This is a genomic window from Shimia aestuarii, assembly GCF_900114635.1.
In the GTDB taxonomy this organism is placed as follows: domain Bacteria; phylum Pseudomonadota; class Alphaproteobacteria; order Rhodobacterales; family Rhodobacteraceae; genus Shimia; species Shimia aestuarii.
Genome location: NZ_FOTQ01000004.1, coordinates 158,028 through 174,397, shown reverse-complemented (window position 1 = coordinate 174,397; position 16,370 = coordinate 158,028). Strand labels below are relative to the sequence as shown.

Sequence of the window (16,370 nt, the reverse complement as noted above, 5' to 3'; positions counted from 1 at the left end):
CAATGGCGCGCAAACTCCTTCTTTTCCTGGTCCTGTTCCTCACCGCTTGCGGAGAAAAACAGTACAATGAAATCGTGCTGATGCCGTCACCGGTCTCCGTCACCAGCGGCGCAATTGATCCTTTCAAGGGAAACACTTCGCGCGCGCTGAGCCACAACACCTTGTTCTACGCGACCGACCGCGCGCCAGCCACGCCCGAGGATGCCAGCGACTTCTATGCCAACCGGCGGGGCCAGATTCTCAGGGTAGGTACGGCCGAAGTCACAATGTCCCCGCCCATCACCACGCTGGGCGAGTTGCGCGAACTGACACTTTCCAGCGAGTCCAAGACAAAACGCACGCTTTCCGTTACCGGGGTCAATGAGATCGGCCCACTGCCAATCGAGCCACTCAATCCCCTGGTCCAGTACCCCGAAGCGGCGGTTCTGGCCAAGACCAAGGCCGACTTTCGCAACCAGATCAATCAACAGCTCGCGCGCTCCGGAGGGAGCGACGCCTATATCTATGTCCATGGTTACAACGTCGATTTCGAGTACCCGACTCTCGCGGCCAAAGAGCTGCACCATTATCTCGGTTATCGGGGCGCGTTCATCAGCTACAATTGGCCCGCGACGCCCAGTCGTTTTGCCTATCTCCGCGATCTGGAAACCGCTGATGCCACCCGGCGCAACCTGCGTTCTCTGATCGAATTTCTTTCCAGCGAGACCAACGTCCGGCGCGTCCACCTGATCGGATACAGCGCGGGATCGCGTCTGGCCTTCGAAACCGCGTACCAGATCGCGCTGCAACACAAAGCCGGACACAGCCCAGCCCGTCTCGGGCAGGTCGTTCTGGTCGCCAGCGACCTGGACCGTGGCTATTTCGCCGAGGCCGTCGCCGACGGGCTTCTCGATGCAGTCGACCGGTTTTCTCTCTACCTCTCGGGCAGCGACTCCGCACTGGCCTTGTCGCGTTTCCTTTTTGGGCGAAACCGTCTGGGACAAGTCTGGGAGAGCACCCCAGAGACAGCCCATATCGAAGAAGCTCTGGCCCGGATGGAAAAACGGTCCCTGATCGACGTAACCGACGCGCCCGGCGCTGCGACGGGGAACGGCCATTGGTATTTCCGCTCGTCACCCTGGACCAGCAGCGATATCCTATTGTCCCTGATGCACGGTCAGGCGCCGCATAAGCGTGGTCTGGAGCGTACCGTGGGCCCAGTTTGGCGCTTCCCTGCAAACTATCCGGAACGGCTGCACCAACTCTACAACTGAGCTGCAAAAGAAAAGGGCCACCCAACTGGGCGGCCCTTTTGCAATACTGTCCCTCGTGCGTCGGATTAACGCTTCGAGAACTGGAACGAACGACGTGCTTTGCGCTTACCGTATTTCTTACGTTCCACCACGCGGCTGTCGCGGGTCAGGAAGCCAGCGGCTTTCAGCGGCGCGCGCAGGGAGGGTTCATAAAGCTGCAGAGCTTTCGAAATCCCGTGCTTCACCGCACCGGCCTGACCGGTCAGACCGCCGCCTTTCACGGTGGCGTATACGTCGAATTCACCTTCAACGCCGGCAACCTGGAACGGCTGGCGCAGGATCAGCTGCAGAACCGGACGTGCAAAATACTTGTCCTGATCCTTGCCGTTCACGACGACCTTGCCCGAACCGGGCTTGATCCAGACGCGGGCAACAGCGTCTTTACGCTTGCCGGTGGCATAGGAACGGCCCAGCTCGTCACGGACGGGCTCACGCGGGGCTGCGACTTCGACTTGAGCTTCATCACCGGCCACGGCGTTCAGCTCTTCAAGCGAGTTGATTTGATCGGCCATTGATTAGCTCCGGGTGTTTTTCTTGTTCATGGATTTGACATCCAGCACTTCAGGCTGCTGTGCCTCGTGCGGATGTTCGGCACCGGCGTAAACGCGCAGGTTGGTCATCTGCTTGCGCGACAGGCGGTTGCCGGGCAGCATGCGCTGAACAGCTTTGATAACCACGCGCTCGGGATGCGCGCCTTCAAGGATCTGCTGCTTGGTGCGTTCCTTGATGCCACCGGGGTGGCCGGTATGCCAGTAGTAGTTCTCCTGACGCTTGTTGCCGGTCAGTTGAATCTTGTCCGCGTTGATCACGATGACATTGTCACCCATGTCCATATGCGGAGTGAAGGTGGCCTTGTGCTTGCCGCGCAGGCGCATGGCGACGATCGACGCAAGACGGCCCAGCACCACGCCTTCGGCGTCGATGATGATCCATTTCTTGTCGATGTCTGCCGGAGTAGCAGAAAAGGTTTTCATGTTGGTCTACCTGAGATTTGGTTGACGGATGCACCGATGACGGTGCACCGGAATTCGATGCGCGGGTTATAAAGCAGACAGTGGTCACGTCAAGCGGAGTATTGCCGTTTTACTTCAGCAAAAACAACATCTTACAAATTAGGTATTATATTACCCCACAAAATATCACTCCCTTTGCCCTTATTCCGGAACGCAAATCTCTCCGCGCAGCACAGCAATGCATGTGCGGTAGATCAACCCCGCCATGATCAGGATCAGAACCGCCAGCAATCCCAGCCCGATCACCTCATGCGCGCCCGAGCCGGTCATCGCGGCAAAACGGAACGAGGCAATGGTCAGCGCCGCAACCGGAAAGCTCAACGCCCACCACGGCAGGGCAAAGGGCAATCTGCGAAACTTGGGGGCCTGCACCGCGACCAGCGCGGCAAACACATAGCCGGCATTCAGCAACACCCGTGCGAACCCGTCCACGCCGCCATTCAACGACAGATAGGCCAAAAACCCAACTGCGGGCGGCGCCACGAGGATCACCAAGGTCGGCAAAAGCTTGCCGGGGATCGGGTCATGGAAAATCAGCCGGTTGAACACAAGTGTCAGAAGAACAATCCAGAAGATGATCCCGGTCGAGAAGAACAGCCAGGACAACTCAACATATCCCAGCTGCGCCCCCGCGATGGGCACCACGACATTCCCCACCGCAGGGATGAACCATGCCGGGGTCAACTGCCCAACCTGAAAGGACCGATGGCTGATCCAGCCCGAGATCACCGCAAGCGTCAACACACCCTGAAAAGCAGCGCCCACGATCCACACCAACCGTGCCACGTCCTTGGCCTGAGGCAAAAGCGCGGTCGCAATCAGCAGCATCGAAATCGAAATCGCAGGGAAAAAGGCAAGCCGTACCGGATGATTCCACTCCCCCACGACGGCATGCGGGTGCCGCAGCAGCTTGGCAACATAAAAAAGCGCGATCACCCCAAACACGACGATCCCGGCCAATGTCACCCAAACCGACAGGATCCCCGCCACCGGCAGGGTCGCATCCGCACTGTGCAACGCCAGCGCCAATCCCATCAGCCCCATGACGATGGCGAACATCGGCACCGGGAAATGCATCAGCCGCGCATGGGGCATTTCGGTTTCTGTCTGGACCTCTGCCATGGCTTGGCTCCCTGAAAAGTCACGAATTGCGCCCGCGAAATATCGGGTTCAGACCTCATATATCATTTGCCGAATATATATCCAGCCCCATCAACCGCGTTTGGGCGGAATCGCATAGGTCATATTGGCGCGCGCAACCGGCTCTGCCATACCTTCCGAATAAATCAGGATATCCGTGACCGACAGGCTCCGCCCCAGCTTGAGCAACCGCGCCTTGGCCAAAAGATCCTTGCCCGAGACCGGTTTGCGCATGAAATCGAGCGAACAGTTGGTCGTCACGGTCAGCGGCTCCTTCCCGATCCGCGCCATGGTGGCCACATAGGCGGTCACATCCGCCAGTCCAAACATTGAAGGGCCGGAAATGGTGCCTCCCGGGCGCAGATGTTTCTCGCCCACGAGCAACCGCACCACCGTATTGACCCCGTCCATTTCCTCGACAAGGAACTCACCTCGCACCTGTGGAAATACGGTCTCAAGAAACGCCATCATATCTTCCGGGCTCATGACTGCCTGCATGCTTTTCCTCCCTGCTCAGCACCGTTAAGCTTGCCGCAAAGAATTTGGAGAGCAAGATGGGAATTCTGGAACGTCGCGACACAAATGCCGTCGCTTACCTGACAATGAACAGCCCCGAGCGGCTGAATGCCCTGTCCGACGAGATGTTGGCGGAGCTGCAATCCACCTTCGATGCGTTGGCCGAAGACCGCTCGATACGTGCCATCGTGCTCTCGGGAGCGGGCAAGGCCTTCTGTGCCGGGCACGACCTCAAACAGATGACCGCAGGACGTCAGGCCGAGGATGGCGGCAAGGCCTATTTCAAGGATCTCTTCGACCGCTGCGCCACCATGATGCAGACAATCCAGAAACTGCCACAGCCGGTGATCGCACAGGTCCACGGGATCGCCACCGCCGCAGGATGTCAGCTTGTGGCCACCTGCGACATGGCCGTTGCCGCCGAAGGCACCCGGTTTGGCGTGAACGGCGTCAATATCGGCCTGTTCTGCTCGACCCCGATGGTGGCGCTTACCCGCAATATCCCGCGAAAACAGGCGTTCGAGATGCTCACCACCGGGCAGTTCATCGACACGTCCCGCGCTGAAGCGCTTGGCCTGATCAACCGCGCCGTCCCCGCCGACTCTCTTGAAGCGGCCACCACAGAATTGGCCGAGACCGTGGCGGGTAAACTTGGCGCGGCGGTCAAGATTGGCAAGGAATCCTTCTATAACCAGCTGCAAATGCCGCTCGAGGCGGCCTATGACTATACCGGCGACGCGATGGTTCAAAACATGCTCTATCGCGACACCGAGGAAGGGATCAGCGCTTTTCTCGAAAAACGCGACCCAAACTGGCAGCAATAACGCGTTTCGACTGGGGCAACGGTGTTTTTCCGATGCCCCACTTTATTTCCCGCGCGTTTTCAACGCAATATGGCCATCGGAGCGCCCAGCACCCCAGTTGCGGCGGTCAAGCCGGGAGGCCATAGCTGTTCCGGCTCTCGTAACGGTCCCCCACAAGATACGACCGTTACTGTGTTCGCTCAGCGTGAGGTTTGCCCTCATCGCGGGTTGCGCGGCCCTTCGGGGATCAAACCAGCTTACCTCGATCCTTCGAAGGCCGCGCCACTTCTTTCCACCTCCAATTTGCCAACAGTTTGAACCAATTGTTTCCGATTTGCGGCACATGTTTTTCCGAATTGTGGCTTTGCGCGAAACGGGTCGCGTGTCATAACCGGAACGGAGCGAACGCGATTTTTTCGCATACTTCGGGTCGCCGCCGGCAAAAGATCCCTCCTGGGTCAGCTCTCTCTGGCCAAGCCAAATGACCGCGGCGACCCGAAAGCCATCTCCCCCCTTTCCAAAACCGCGCCCCTACCCTATGTGCCCTTGCATGACACAGGAATTGCATATCGTCGGCGGCGGCATGGCCGGATCCGAGGCCGCATGGCAGGCCGCGAACATGGGCGTCAACGTGGTGATCCACGAAATGCGCCCCAAGGTGGAAACCTTTGCCCATCGCACCGGCAACTTGGCCGAGATGGTCTGTTCCAACTCGTTCCGCTCGGATGATGACGAACAGAACGCCGTGGGCCTCCTGCATTGGGAGATGCGCGCGGCCAACGGGCTGATCATGGCCATGGCCGACAAACACCGCCTGCCCGCAGGCGGTGCCCTGGCTGTGGACCGCGATCCGTTCTCCGAGAGCGTGACTGACACCCTGCGCGCCCTGCCAAACGTGCGGGTGGAATACGGTGAGATCACCGAGTTGCCCAGCGATGGCCACTGGATCATCGCCACCGGCCCGCTGACCTCTTCTGCGCTTGGCGCCGCGATTCAGGCCGAAACGGGCGCCGAAAGGCTCGCTTTTTTCGACGCGATCGCTCCCATCGTCTATGCCGAGTCCATCGACATGGACGTGGCCTGGATGCAGTCGCGCTACGACAAGGGCGAAACCGAGGAAGAGCAAAAAGCCTATCTCAACTGCCCGATGAACCGCGACCAATACGAGGCCTTTATTGACGCGCTTCTCGCCGCCGACAAGACCGAGTTCCACGAGGGAGAAACCGCTGGCTACTTTGACGGCTGCCTGCCGATCGAGGTCATGGCCGAACGCGGCCGCGAGACCCTGCGCCACGGACCAATGAAGCCCGTCGGCCTGACCAACGCCCATAAGCCGGATGAAAAAGCCTATGCCGTGGTGCAATTACGCCGGGATAACGCGTTGGGAACGCTCTATAATATCGTCGGCTTTCAGACCAAGATGAAATACGGCGCCCAGACCGAAGTGTTCAAGATGATCCCGGGTCTTGAGAACGCCTCGTTTGCGCGGCTGGGTGGCATTCACCGCAACACCTTCCTCAATTCACCCACGCTTCTCGATGACCAGATGCGCCTCAGGTCACGTCCTAACATCCGCTTTGCCGGTCAGGTTACGGGCGTTGAAGGCTATGTCGAAAGCGCCGCCATGGGCCTTCTTGCCGGGCGTCTTGCGGCGGCGGAAATCCTTGGCAAACCGTTGCCCACCGCCCCGCTCAACTCGGCCATGGGTGCACTTGTGCACCACATCACCGGTGGTGCCGAGGCCAAGACCTTCCAACCGATGAACGTCAACTTCGGCCTGTTTCAGCCCGTTGACGGGCTGAAAGGCGGACGCCGTGGCCGCAAGGATCGCTACAAGGCCTATACCGACCGGGCCAAGGCCGACTGGCAAGGCTGGCTCGACGCGCAAAGCTGACTGGACGAACGGCCGTGCCTGCGCCTATTCTTAGGACATGACACGCAAGTTCCTCGACAAGGTTTATGACTATATCGGCAAGGGCGTCGCCGAGTTTTATGACGATTGGGCGACCTCTTATGAAGAGGAAGTCACCGAGAACGGCTATGTCACGCCGGGCCGCTGCGCCTCGGCCCTCGCACGATTCCTCAAAGACAAAGACGCCCCGATCCTCGATTTTGGATGTGGCACCGGCCTGTCGGGCCTCGCGCTTCACGCCGAAGGGTTCACAAACATGCACGGGTTCGATCTTTCGTCTGAAATGCTGACGCAGGCGGAGGAGAAGAACCTTTATCGAACGTTGACCAAAGTAGAACTCGACGCACCGCTACCTGTTGCCAAAGGGGACTACACCGCCATCGCCGCCATCGGTGTGATCGGCCCCGGAGCCGCGCCGCTTGATACGTTCGACAAGCTGGTTGGCCTTTTGAACCAAGGCGGCCTGATGACTTTTTCCTACAATGACCACGCGCTCAAAGACCGCGCATATGAAGCCCGGCTGAATGAATATGTCGATACCGCAACGGTGCGTCTGCTCTTTCGTGAGCGCGGCCCTCACCTGCCCGCGCGCAACATCCACTCCACCGTGTATGTGATTGAAAAACTGTGATATTCACCACACGCTTTGCACCGTCTCCCACAGGTCCATTGCATCTGGGGCATGCCTACTCCGCGCTTCTCGCGCATGACATGGCGCGCGCCGCCGATGGACGCTTTCTGCTTCGGATAGATGATCTCGACCAATCCCGTGCCCGACCCCACTGGGAAGACCAGATCTATGAAGACCTCACCTGGCTCGGCATTTCATGGGACGGCCCCGTTCGCCGTCAATCCGCACATTTTCAAGATTACGAGACCACGCTTGCGAAGCTGCGCGAGCGTGGATTGACCTTTGAATGCGGTTGCTCCCGGCGCGACATCGACGCCGCCTCCAACGCCCCTCAGGAAGGTGTGCCGGAATTCGGCCCCGACGGGCGCATCTATCCCGGCACCTGCCGTGACCTGAACCTTTCCCCAAACGCCGATACCTGCACCCGTCTCAACATGGCAGCTGGCTGTGACATCGGCCTCCCCGCCGCGTTCTCTGAAACCGGCCCCGCCCACGCAGGCCACCACGAACTCGAAAAATCTGATCTGGTTACCACGATCGGCGATGTCGTGCTGTCCCGCCGGCAAATGGCCGCGTCCTACCACCTCTCCGTGGTGCTGGATGACGTGGCGACGGGCGTCACCCATGTGATCCGCGGTGCCGATCTCTTTGAAGCGACCCGCATTCACGTCGTGTTGCAACACCTGCTTGATCTGCCGACACCCACGTACCACCACCACGACTTGATCCGCGACGATCAAGGAAAGCGGCTTGCCAAGCGCGACGACGCCCGTGCCATTTCAAAATACCGGGCCGACGGCGCGAGCCCGAACGACATTCGCGAAATGGTCGGCCTCTAAACCGCTGTCATCTTGCCCAACAAACGCGTGCCGCAGGCATGGCGCAAGGAGCCGCTCACGCCATCGGCGCCATCAGCTCGACCTCTTTCCCATCGCGCACCGCAGTATAAAAGCAACTGCGTCGGTTGGTGTGACAGGCCGGTCCGGTCTGGCTCACCAGCACCAAAAGACAGTCGTTGTCGCAATCGAATCGGAAATCCACCAGTTCCTGCACATGGCCCGAGCTTTCCCCCTTTATCCAAAAGCTCTGCCGTGACCGGCTCCAATAGGTCACCCGCTGCGTGTCCAGCGTGCGTGCCACCGCCTCGGCATTCATCCATGCCATCATCAGCACCTCGCCACTTTCGGCGTCTTGCGCAATCGCCGGGATCAACCCCGCCTCGTTGTAAGTCAGCGAATTCGGATCAAAGCCCATACCATCGTCCCTCTTTGCATCAGCCGTTTTGACCTCTATCTAGGAATCACAGAGCAAAGGAAACCGCGATGTCCGTCGATAATGACCTGATCAAGCTTTACTCGGGCCAGATTCTGCAACTGGCCGCGGCCATTCCGCATACCGACCGGCTCGCAGCCCCGGATGCCACGGTTAAGAAACGCTCGCCACTTTGTGGTTCGACTGTCACCGTGGATGTCGTGCTCAAGGATGGGCGCGTGGAGGATTTCGGACAGGACGTCAAAGCCTGCGCCTTGGGTCAGGCGGCCGCTTCGGTGGTTGGGGCCAACGTAATCGGCCAAAGCCGTGCCGAGATCGAAGCCGCCCGTGATGCCCTCAGAGCGATGCTGAAACAGGACGGCCCGACGCCGCCCGCCCCGTTCGACGGTCTCGAAGTCCTCCGCCCGGCGCGCGATTACAAGAACCGCCACGCCTCGATCCTGCTCGCGCTCGAAGCGACTGCAGAAGCCATGGAACAGGCCGAACAGGCCAACTGCGCGTGATCTCCTCTCGAGCCCAACAAAAAAAACCGCCGCACTCTCGCATGAGAGGCGGCGGCAGTTTGGTGCGTCTTTTACGTGGGACCCGGGCCATCACGAAGGGGGATTAAGGCAGAATACCCTTCAGGACATGGGACAGGCAGTGTCAGTCAGAACCGCATCAAATTGGGGACAGGATGCGGGCGGATGGACCGGCGTAAAGGCCGCAGGCAGAAAACTCAGGCAAAGCCGGGCACGTGCAGCGCCACGACCATCATGACAACAAGAGCCAGCCCCCCCAACGCATCCTGAAACAGCGTCTGGCGGGAATTGCGCATCACGGATTTGATCTGGTGCATCATTGGCTTGCTCCTGCTCTCTCATTTGTTGCCTATTTGTTCTCACATCATTAACGCCCTGTAAAGAACTTTTTGGGAACATTTGAGAACATTTAGAGAAGAGCGGGCTTAACCCACTGTAATCAAACGGATCGCCTGATCCTGTTCCATCAGCCACAAGAGAACACGCGCGGCCTGTCCGCGTGAGCCGGTAAGATCGGGATCATCCACCAGCAGTTTTCGCGCGTCGCTTTGCGCTATGGCCATCAGGGCCGCCTGTCCCTCAAGATCGGCAATCCTGAACCGCGGCACCCCTGACTGCGCCGTTCCGATCAGATCCCCTGCCCCGCGCATCTCAAGATCCGTTTCTGCAATCCGGAAACCGTCCTCACTCTCCCGCAATACCTTGAGCCGCTTTTCCCCGCTCTCACTCAAAGGCGGCTGGTACATGAGAAGACAGGTCGATGCCTGTGAGCCGCGCCCGACACGGCCGCGAAGCTGATGGAGCTGGGCCAACCCAAATGTTTCGGCCCGCTCGATTACCATGATCGTGGCGTTAGGCACATCCACCCCCACCTCGATCACCGTCGTCGCGACAAGCACCTGCGTCTCACCTTTCTGAAACGCAGCCATCGCCGCGTCCTTTTCGGCAGGGGGCATCTGGCCATGCACGAGCCCCACGACGCCCTCTCCCAGCACTGCGCGCAAATGTTTGAAGCGCTCCTCTGCCGCCGTCAGGTCCACGCTTTCACTTTCTTCGACCAAAGGACACACCCAGTAACATTGTTTTCCTTCAGCCACGGCGCGCCGAAGATGATCGACCACTTCCTCCATCCGTCCTGTCGACACCAGCGCGGTCGTGATCGGCTGGCGTCCCGGCGGCTTTTCATCCAGCACCGACACATCCATGTCACCATATTGCGCCAGCGCAAGGGACCGTGGGATCGGAGTCGCCGTCATGACCAGAACATCCGCCCCGGCCCCCTTTTTGCCCAGCTCCAACCGCTGGCGTACGCCAAAGCGATGCTGTTCGTCCACGATCGCAAGACGCAAATCCGCAAAATGCACATCTGCCTGGAATACCGCGTGGGTTCCCACCAGAATGTGAATATCCCCCCGCGCCAATGCTTCAAGCTTGGCCCGACGTTCCGCCCCCTTGTCTCGTCCGGTCAGGATCTCCAGAACAACCCCGGCGCTTTCGGCCAACGGTTTCAGCCCGGCCAGATGCTGGCGCGCAAGTATCTCGGTAGGGGCCATCATCACGCCCTGCCCGCCAGCCTCGACCGCCACAAGAAGCGCCATGAACGCCACCAGCGTCTTGCCCGCGCCCACATCGCCCTGCAACAACCGGTTCATCCGCGCCGGACGCGCCATATCCAGGGCAATCGCCTCAATCGCCCGTTGTTGTGCTCCGGTCGGCGTATAGGGCAATGCCTGCAGAACCCGGCCCTGCAACACACCCGTGCCCTCGGAAATCACTCCTTTTGCTCGTTGCAGTCGCGACCGAGCAAGGGCCAGCGTCAACTGGTGGGCAAAGAACTCGTCATAGGCCAACCGCTCGCGCGCGGGTTCTGACGGGGTCATTTCCCCCAGGCTCGACGGCGCATGGGCTTTGCCCATCGCCGCGTCCCAATCCGGCCAATGCGCCCGATCCTTCTGGGCCGGATCAATCCATTCCCTCAGTTTTGGCAGTCGATCCAGAGCCGACGCCGCTGCCTTGACCATGGTTTTCTGCGTGACGCCAGCGGTCAGCGGATAGACCGGTTCGAATTCGGGAATCTGGTCGGCTTCTTCCGGGAGCAGGATGTATTCCGGATGCACCATCTGCGCGATGCCATCGAACAACTCGACCTTGCCCGACACCACACGGCGCTCACCGGCTGGCAGCACCTTCTGCAAATAGTCGCCGCGCGCATGGAAGAACACGATCTGGAAACTGGTCTGCGCGTCCTGCACGTTCACCCGGTAGGCTCCGCCGCGCCCCCTTGGTGGTCGATGCGCCCCCACCTCGACCTCAACGGTCACATTATCGGGCAGATCGGCACCCTGCACGCTCTCACGCCGACGTCGGTCAATCCCGGAATACGGCAGCAAAAACAAAAGGTCACGCGGTTTCTCGACGTCAATATGCGCAAGATTCTGCGCCGTCTTTGGGCCAACCCCGTCCAGCCCGGTCAGAGCGCTGAACAGGGGGAACAGGATTTCCGGCCGCCCGCTCATAGACCTTCAATCAGGCGCAGCCAGGCGTCTTCGTCAATGGTTTCGACGCCAAGCTCGGCGGCCTTCCTGGCTTTCGATCCGGCCCCCGGACCGGCGACCAGCAAATCGGTCTTTCCCGAAACCGAACCGCTGACCTTCGCCCCCAGGGATTCCGCCCGCGCCTTGGCTTCATCGCGTGTCATTTTTTCGAGCTTGCCCGTGAACACCACGGTTTTTCCCGCCACCGGGCTTTCGCGCGATGGCGCTTCGGGGCTCTGAATATCCAATGCGGCAACCAATGCATCAATCGCGGCCCGCTCCTCGGCATTGGCAAGCGCATCCGACAAGGAAAGTCCAACCGTCGCGCCAATGCCGTCAATTCCGGTCAGATCCTCCCAGGCCGCCTGCGCGTCTTGCGGCACATGGCACCCTGCGATCGCGCTATCCCGGGTGTCCTTGATGCGGGCCCGCCGGCCTTCGTGGGCTGCAGCGACCCGTTCGGCGTCTTCCGCCATGTCCGCCGCCCGATGGGCCAACGCCGCCGGGCGGGCGCGATCCACGGCCTCGGCAAGATCTTCCCACCGCAAATAGTGCTGAGCGAGATCCTTGGCGGCCACTTCCCCGACATGGCGGATACCCAGCGCAAAAAGCATGCGGGCAAGCGGAATGCGCCGCTTTTCCTCGATCGCGGCAAACAGGTTCTCGGCACTCTGCTCCCCCCAGCCGTGGCGGTTTTTCAACCGGGTCAGATTGGCCGCGTCCCGCGCCTGCAAGGTGAATATTTCCGCAGGTTTGCGAATGGGCAGGTCGCCATCCTCATAAAACATCTCCACCTGCTTCGCACCAAGACCTTCGATGTCAAACGCCTTGCGAGACACAAAATGCTTTAATTTTTCAATAGCTTGAGCCGGACATATCATTCCCCCTGTACAGCGACGCACCGAATCCCCTTCTTCGCGAACCGCGTCGGACCCGCACTCCGGGCACCGTGTCGGAAAGGAAAAACGCTCCGCATCATTCGGTCTTTTGCCAAGGTCGACATCCGCGACCTTGGGAATCACGTCACCCGCGCGATAGACCTGTACCCAATCGCCCACACGAATATCCTTGCCACCCCGAATCTCGGCCCCGTTGTTATCACGCCCTTCGATATAATCTTCGTTGTGAAGGGTCGCGTTTGACACGACGACACCACCCACCGTCACCGGGGTCAGGCGCGCGACAGGACTCAGCGCACCGGTCCGCCCCACCTGGATGTCGATCGCCTCCAGCCTGGTCCAGGCCAACTCCGCGGGAAACTTGTGAGCCACGGCCCAACGGGGTGTCGTCGCACGAAAACCAAGGCGGTCCTGCCAGTCGAGTCTGTTGACCTTGTAAACGACGCCATCAATGTCATAGCCCAGCGTCGCGCGCTGAGCTTCGATTTCACGGTATTGCGCAATCAACGCGTCCGGCCCCGCGCATTCGAGAGTCAGCGGATTGGTCACGAAACCGAATTCCGCCAGTCGCCTGATTGCGCCCATCTGTGTGTCCGATAGCGGTTCCGAGATGTCGCCCCAGGCGTAGGCGAAAAACCTTAGCGGACGGCTGCGTGTGATCTCCGGATTCAACTGCCGCAAGGATCCGGCCGCCGCATTGCGCGGATTGGCGAACTTGGGCAATGCGCGTTTTCCATCGGCCAGACGCGTTTTATTTTCCGCCTCGATCCGCGCGTTCAACGCCTCAAAGTCGGCGTGACTCATGTAAACCTCACCGCGCACCTCCAGCACGTCGGGCGCACCTGCGATTTCGACCGGAATATCTGCAATCGTCCGTGCATTTTCGGTAACGTTTTCGCCCGTGCTGCCGTCTCCCCGCGTTGCCGCATGCACCAGCTGCCCCTGTTCATAGCGCAAGGACAGGCTCAATCCGTCGATCTTGGGTTCCGCCGTAAAGGAAACTGGCGTATCGCCAAGGGAGAGATACCGGCGAATGCGCTCGACGAACTCATACACATCCGCATCGTCAAAAGCGTTGCCCAAACTCAGCATCGGCACCGCATGCGTGATCTTGCCAAAGCCGCTGGCCGGGGCGGCGCCAATTTGATCACTTGGGCTATCGGGGCGCTTCAATTCGGGAAATGCCGCCTCGATCGCAGCGTTGCGCTGCTTCAGACGGTCATATTCGGCATCCGAAATTTCCGGCGCATCTTCCGTGTGATACGCCTTGTTTGCCTGCCCCAGCAGCGCCGCCAGCCGCGCCAGTTCCGCCTTGGCCTCATCTGCGCTCAGTTGGGAAACTTCGATGTCTTCGCTCACGCCGCGCGCTCCCTGATCACTTGTTCCAAGTGATAGGGCGGCACGCGCTCAAGGTCCAGAGGTCGCGTCGAGCGCGCAGTGTCAGGGAACGGTCAGGCGCGCAGCGCCATCTGTTCTTCATCACCGATGCTGCCCGGTTCAGGGTCGCGCAGAACATACCCTCGCCCCCAGACTGTTTCGATGTAATTTGCTCCATCCGAAGCCTCGCTCAGCTTCTTGCGAAGCTTACAGATGAAAACGTCGATGATCTTGAGTTCCGGCTCATCCATGCCGCCGTAAAGATGGTTCAGAAACATCTCCTTGGTGAGGGTTGTTCCCTTGCGCAGGCTCAAAAGCTCGAGCATCTGGTATTCCTTACCGGTCAGGTGCACCGGTTTGCCATCCACCTCGACAGTCTTGGCATCCAGATTGACCGACACACGCCCGGTCTTGATGATCGACTGAGAATGCCCCTTGGAGCGGCGGATGATGGCGTGAATTCGTGCCACCAGTTCGTCTCGATGGAATGGTTTGGTCAGGTAATCATCCGCCCCAAACCCAAATCCCTTGAGCTTGCTTTCCGTGTCATCCGCCCCTGACAGGATCAGGATCGGCGTATCCACCCGTGCAATGCGCAACTGGCGCAAAACCTCGTGCCCATTCATGTCCGGCAGTCCAAGGTCCAAAAGGATCAGGTCATAGTCATACAGTTTTGCCAGATCAATGCCCTCTTCCCCAAGGTCCGTCGCATAGACGTTGAGATTGGCATGGGTCAGCATCATCTCGATACTTTTGGACGTTGTCGGATCATCCTCAACCAACAGAACACGCATAGAAAACTCCTCGCATCAGGGGCGTCGTTGGACCTAACCGTGAACAAAAAAGGTTAATCCCGAGTTACCGACACCCAGAAACTAGGGCATTCTCCTTATGGTTGTCTATATTTTTGTAAACTTGTGGCTTTCAAGGCTTCAACCCCGTGCCGCGACACCGCCGTAACCCATTCACCAAATTCTTCTTCACTCAACCCGTACAAGCTCAGCGCCTCATCCTGACTGATCAACCCATAGGCGACTCCGCGCACCACCGCAGCCTTTCGCGACGCCACCCATCTTTTGGTATCACCGGGGGGCAGATCCGCGCGGGTCATCACCCGCCCGTCGGCCAGGGTAACACATCTCGGCCCTTCCACTTTCTTCAGAAACATCACTCTCATCCTCGTTCTGGCGCTCATGCTGCGCCAAACCGCTTAACGAGACCTGAAACCGGGGCTTGAGAGTAATTAAGATTTTCCTATATTCTCGACGACTTCAGTTTCGGAGATTCCCATGGCCCTTGACGGCGACACGACCCTCAACTCGCTTGGCTTTGCCAAGCCACCTTCTGAAACCCGCGTGGTGGTGGCCATGTCGGGCGGCGTGGACTCCTCCGTCGTCGCGGCCAAGCTTGCCGACGAAGGCTATGACGTGGTTGGTGTCACGCTCCAGCTTTATGACCACGGCGCGGCGCTTGCCAAGAAAGGCGCATGCTGTGCCGGGATCGACATTCACGACGCGCGTCGCGTAGCCGAAGAAAAGGGCTTCCCTCACTACGTGCTCGACTACGAGAATATCTTTCAGGACGCGGTGATCGACGAATTCGCCGACAGCTATCTCGCCGGGGCCACACCCGTTCCCTGCATCCGCTGCAACGAACGCGTCAAATTCAAGGACCTTCTTGAAACAGCCAAGGATCTGGATGCCGATTGCATGGCCACCGGCCATTACATCCAGCGTATGGTGGGTGAAAACGGCCCCGAGCTGCACAGCGCGGCGGATGCCTCGCGCGACCAGTCCTATTTCCTGTTCTCCACCACACCGGAACAGCTCGACTATCTGCGTTTTCCGCTGGGCCACCTCCCTTCCAAGGACGCTACACGCGCTCTGGCGGCAGAATACGGACTCGCCGTGGCTGACAAGCCTGACAGTCAGGACATCTGCTTTGTACCTAATGGCGATTATGCCAGCGTTATCGAGAAACTGCGCCCAGGCTCGGCTGAACCGGGCGAAATCGTGCACGCCGATGGTCGCGTCCTGGGCACGCACAAGGGCGTGATTCACTACACGATCGGCCAACGCCGCGGCCTCGGTATCGGTGGACTGACCGAGCCGCTTTACGTCGTGAAACTGGACGTCGACGCCAAACAGGTCGTGGTTGGTCCAAAAGAGATGCTCGCCACCCGGATCATTCCAGTGCGGGAAATCAACTGGCTTGGCGATGCCCCGTTCGACAGTCAGACGGAATGGCACCTCGCGGTCAAGGTCCGCTCGACCCGCCCCCCGCGTGAAGCGGTCATCCGCCCGACCGGACCGGACACGGCCGAGATCGAACTGTTGACCCCCGAAGAAGGGGTGTCACCGGGTCAGGCTTGTGTGTTCTATGAAACCGAAGGCAGCCGCATCTTTGGCGGCGGCTGGATCTGGCGCGGTCAGTAACACGCCATAGCGCGCCGCTCCCCCG

General features: G+C 59.6%; 17 protein-coding genes. 7 read left to right on the top strand and 10 right to left on the bottom strand.

Features of this window, described 5'->3' with window-relative positions; genetic code table 11:
* The first annotated feature begins 2 nt into the window (after window positions 1-2).
* Window positions 3-1,253: an alpha/beta hydrolase gene (locus tag BMZ35_RS11840; protein ID WP_093094062.1), complete on the top strand. Its 1,251-nt coding sequence runs from the start codon at window positions 3-5 to the stop codon at window positions 1,251-1,253.
* 65 nt (window positions 1,254-1,318) lie between these two features.
* On the opposite strand, the gene rpsI is transcribed toward BMZ35_RS11840, so the two are convergent.
* The 4 genes from rpsI to BMZ35_RS11820 form a co-directional block, all read right to left on the bottom strand.
* Window positions 1,319-1,804 (bottom strand): 30S ribosomal protein S9, encoded by a 486-nt coding sequence (gene rpsI, locus BMZ35_RS11835; protein ID WP_093094061.1) that lies wholly within the window; start codon window positions 1,802-1,804, stop codon window positions 1,319-1,321.
* A 3-nt stretch (window positions 1,805-1,807) separates the two neighbouring features.
* Window positions 1,808-2,266 (bottom strand): 50S ribosomal protein L13, encoded by a 459-nt coding sequence (gene rplM / locus BMZ35_RS11830; RefSeq protein WP_093094060.1) that lies wholly within the window; start codon window positions 2,264-2,266, stop codon window positions 1,808-1,810.
* A 180-nt stretch (window positions 2,267-2,446) separates the two neighbouring features.
* The gene (locus BMZ35_RS11825; protein ID WP_242654775.1) at window positions 2,447-3,427 is read right to left on the bottom strand and encodes an SLAC1 anion channel family protein; all 981 of its coding nucleotides are present in this window, start codon (window positions 3,425-3,427) and stop codon (window positions 2,447-2,449) included.
* A gap of 90 nt (window positions 3,428-3,517) precedes the next feature.
* On the bottom strand, window positions 3,518-3,943 hold the full coding sequence (locus BMZ35_RS11820) for a PaaI family thioesterase (protein WP_093094059.1): 426 nt from the start codon (window positions 3,941-3,943) through the stop codon (window positions 3,518-3,520).
* Window positions 3,944-3,999: 56 nt separating this feature from the next.
* Between BMZ35_RS11820 and BMZ35_RS11815 the strand changes: the two genes are divergently transcribed.
* The 4 genes from BMZ35_RS11815 (at window position 4,000) to gluQRS (ending at window position 8,146) form a co-directional block, all read left to right on the top strand.
* Window positions 4,000-4,785 (top strand): enoyl-CoA hydratase, encoded by a 786-nt coding sequence (locus BMZ35_RS11815; RefSeq protein ID WP_093094058.1) that lies wholly within the window; start codon window positions 4,000-4,002, stop codon window positions 4,783-4,785.
* Window positions 4,786-5,314: 529 nt separating this feature from the next.
* Window positions 5,315-6,658 (top strand): methylenetetrahydrofolate--tRNA-(uracil(54)-C(5))-methyltransferase (FADH(2)-oxidizing) TrmFO, encoded by a 1,344-nt coding sequence (gene trmFO / locus BMZ35_RS11810; RefSeq protein WP_093094057.1) that lies wholly within the window; start codon window positions 5,315-5,317, stop codon window positions 6,656-6,658.
* Window positions 6,659-6,695: 37 nt separating this feature from the next.
* Entirely contained in the window at window positions 6,696-7,307 is a 612-nt protein-coding gene (locus BMZ35_RS11805) for a class I SAM-dependent DNA methyltransferase (protein ID WP_093094056.1), read from the top strand.
* Window positions 7,304-8,146, top strand: a complete 843-nt coding sequence (gluQRS, locus tag BMZ35_RS11800; protein WP_093094055.1) for a tRNA glutamyl-Q(34) synthetase GluQRS — start codon at window positions 7,304-7,306, stop codon at window positions 8,144-8,146. The genes BMZ35_RS11805 and gluQRS overlap by 4 nt, the downstream gene beginning before the upstream one ends.
* Window positions 8,147-8,201: 55 nt before the next feature.
* On the opposite strand, the gene hisI is transcribed toward gluQRS, so the two are convergent.
* Complete coding sequence (gene hisI, locus BMZ35_RS11795; protein ID WP_093094054.1) at window positions 8,202-8,561, bottom strand: phosphoribosyl-AMP cyclohydrolase; 360 nt, start codon at window positions 8,559-8,561, stop codon at window positions 8,202-8,204.
* Window positions 8,562-8,629: 68 nt separating this feature from the next.
* On the opposite strand from hisI, the gene BMZ35_RS11790 reads away from it, so the two are divergent.
* Window positions 8,630-9,082, top strand: coding sequence for an iron-sulfur cluster assembly scaffold protein (locus BMZ35_RS11790; RefSeq protein WP_093094053.1), 453 nt, complete (start codon window positions 8,630-8,632; stop codon window positions 9,080-9,082).
* 215 nt (window positions 9,083-9,297) lie between these two features.
* Here the strand turns inward: BMZ35_RS11790 and BMZ35_RS21210 are convergent, their stop codons facing one another.
* The 5 genes from BMZ35_RS21210 to sciP all read right to left on the bottom strand — a co-directional run bounded on the left by BMZ35_RS21210 (window position 9,298) and on the right by sciP (window position 15,078).
* The gene (locus BMZ35_RS21210; protein ID WP_278247146.1) at window positions 9,298-9,420 is read right to left on the bottom strand and encodes a hypothetical protein; all 123 of its coding nucleotides are present in this window, start codon (window positions 9,418-9,420) and stop codon (window positions 9,298-9,300) included.
* 105 nt (window positions 9,421-9,525) lie between these two features.
* Entirely contained in the window at window positions 9,526-11,616 is a 2,091-nt protein-coding gene (recG, locus tag BMZ35_RS11785) for an ATP-dependent DNA helicase RecG (protein ID WP_093094052.1), read from the bottom strand.
* Window positions 11,613-13,892, bottom strand: a complete 2,280-nt coding sequence (ligA, locus tag BMZ35_RS11780; RefSeq protein ID WP_093094051.1) for an NAD-dependent DNA ligase LigA — start codon at window positions 13,890-13,892, stop codon at window positions 11,613-11,615. The genes recG and ligA overlap by 4 nt, the downstream gene beginning before the upstream one ends.
* Window positions 13,893-13,984: 92 nt before the next feature.
* Complete coding sequence (gene ctrA / locus BMZ35_RS11775; RefSeq protein WP_093094050.1) at window positions 13,985-14,704, bottom strand: response regulator transcription factor CtrA; 720 nt, start codon at window positions 14,702-14,704, stop codon at window positions 13,985-13,987.
* Window positions 14,705-14,799: 95 nt separating this feature from the next.
* Window positions 14,800-15,078, bottom strand: a complete 279-nt coding sequence (sciP, locus tag BMZ35_RS11770) for a CtrA inhibitor SciP (RefSeq protein ID WP_093094049.1) — start codon at window positions 15,076-15,078, stop codon at window positions 14,800-14,802.
* A gap of 121 nt (window positions 15,079-15,199) precedes the next feature.
* Here sciP and mnmA point away from each other — a divergent pair, with 121 nt between their 5' ends.
* Window positions 15,200-16,345 (top strand): tRNA 2-thiouridine(34) synthase MnmA, encoded by a 1,146-nt coding sequence (gene mnmA / locus BMZ35_RS11765; RefSeq protein WP_093094048.1) that lies wholly within the window; start codon window positions 15,200-15,202, stop codon window positions 16,343-16,345.
* Window positions 16,346-16,370 lie beyond the last annotated feature (25 nt).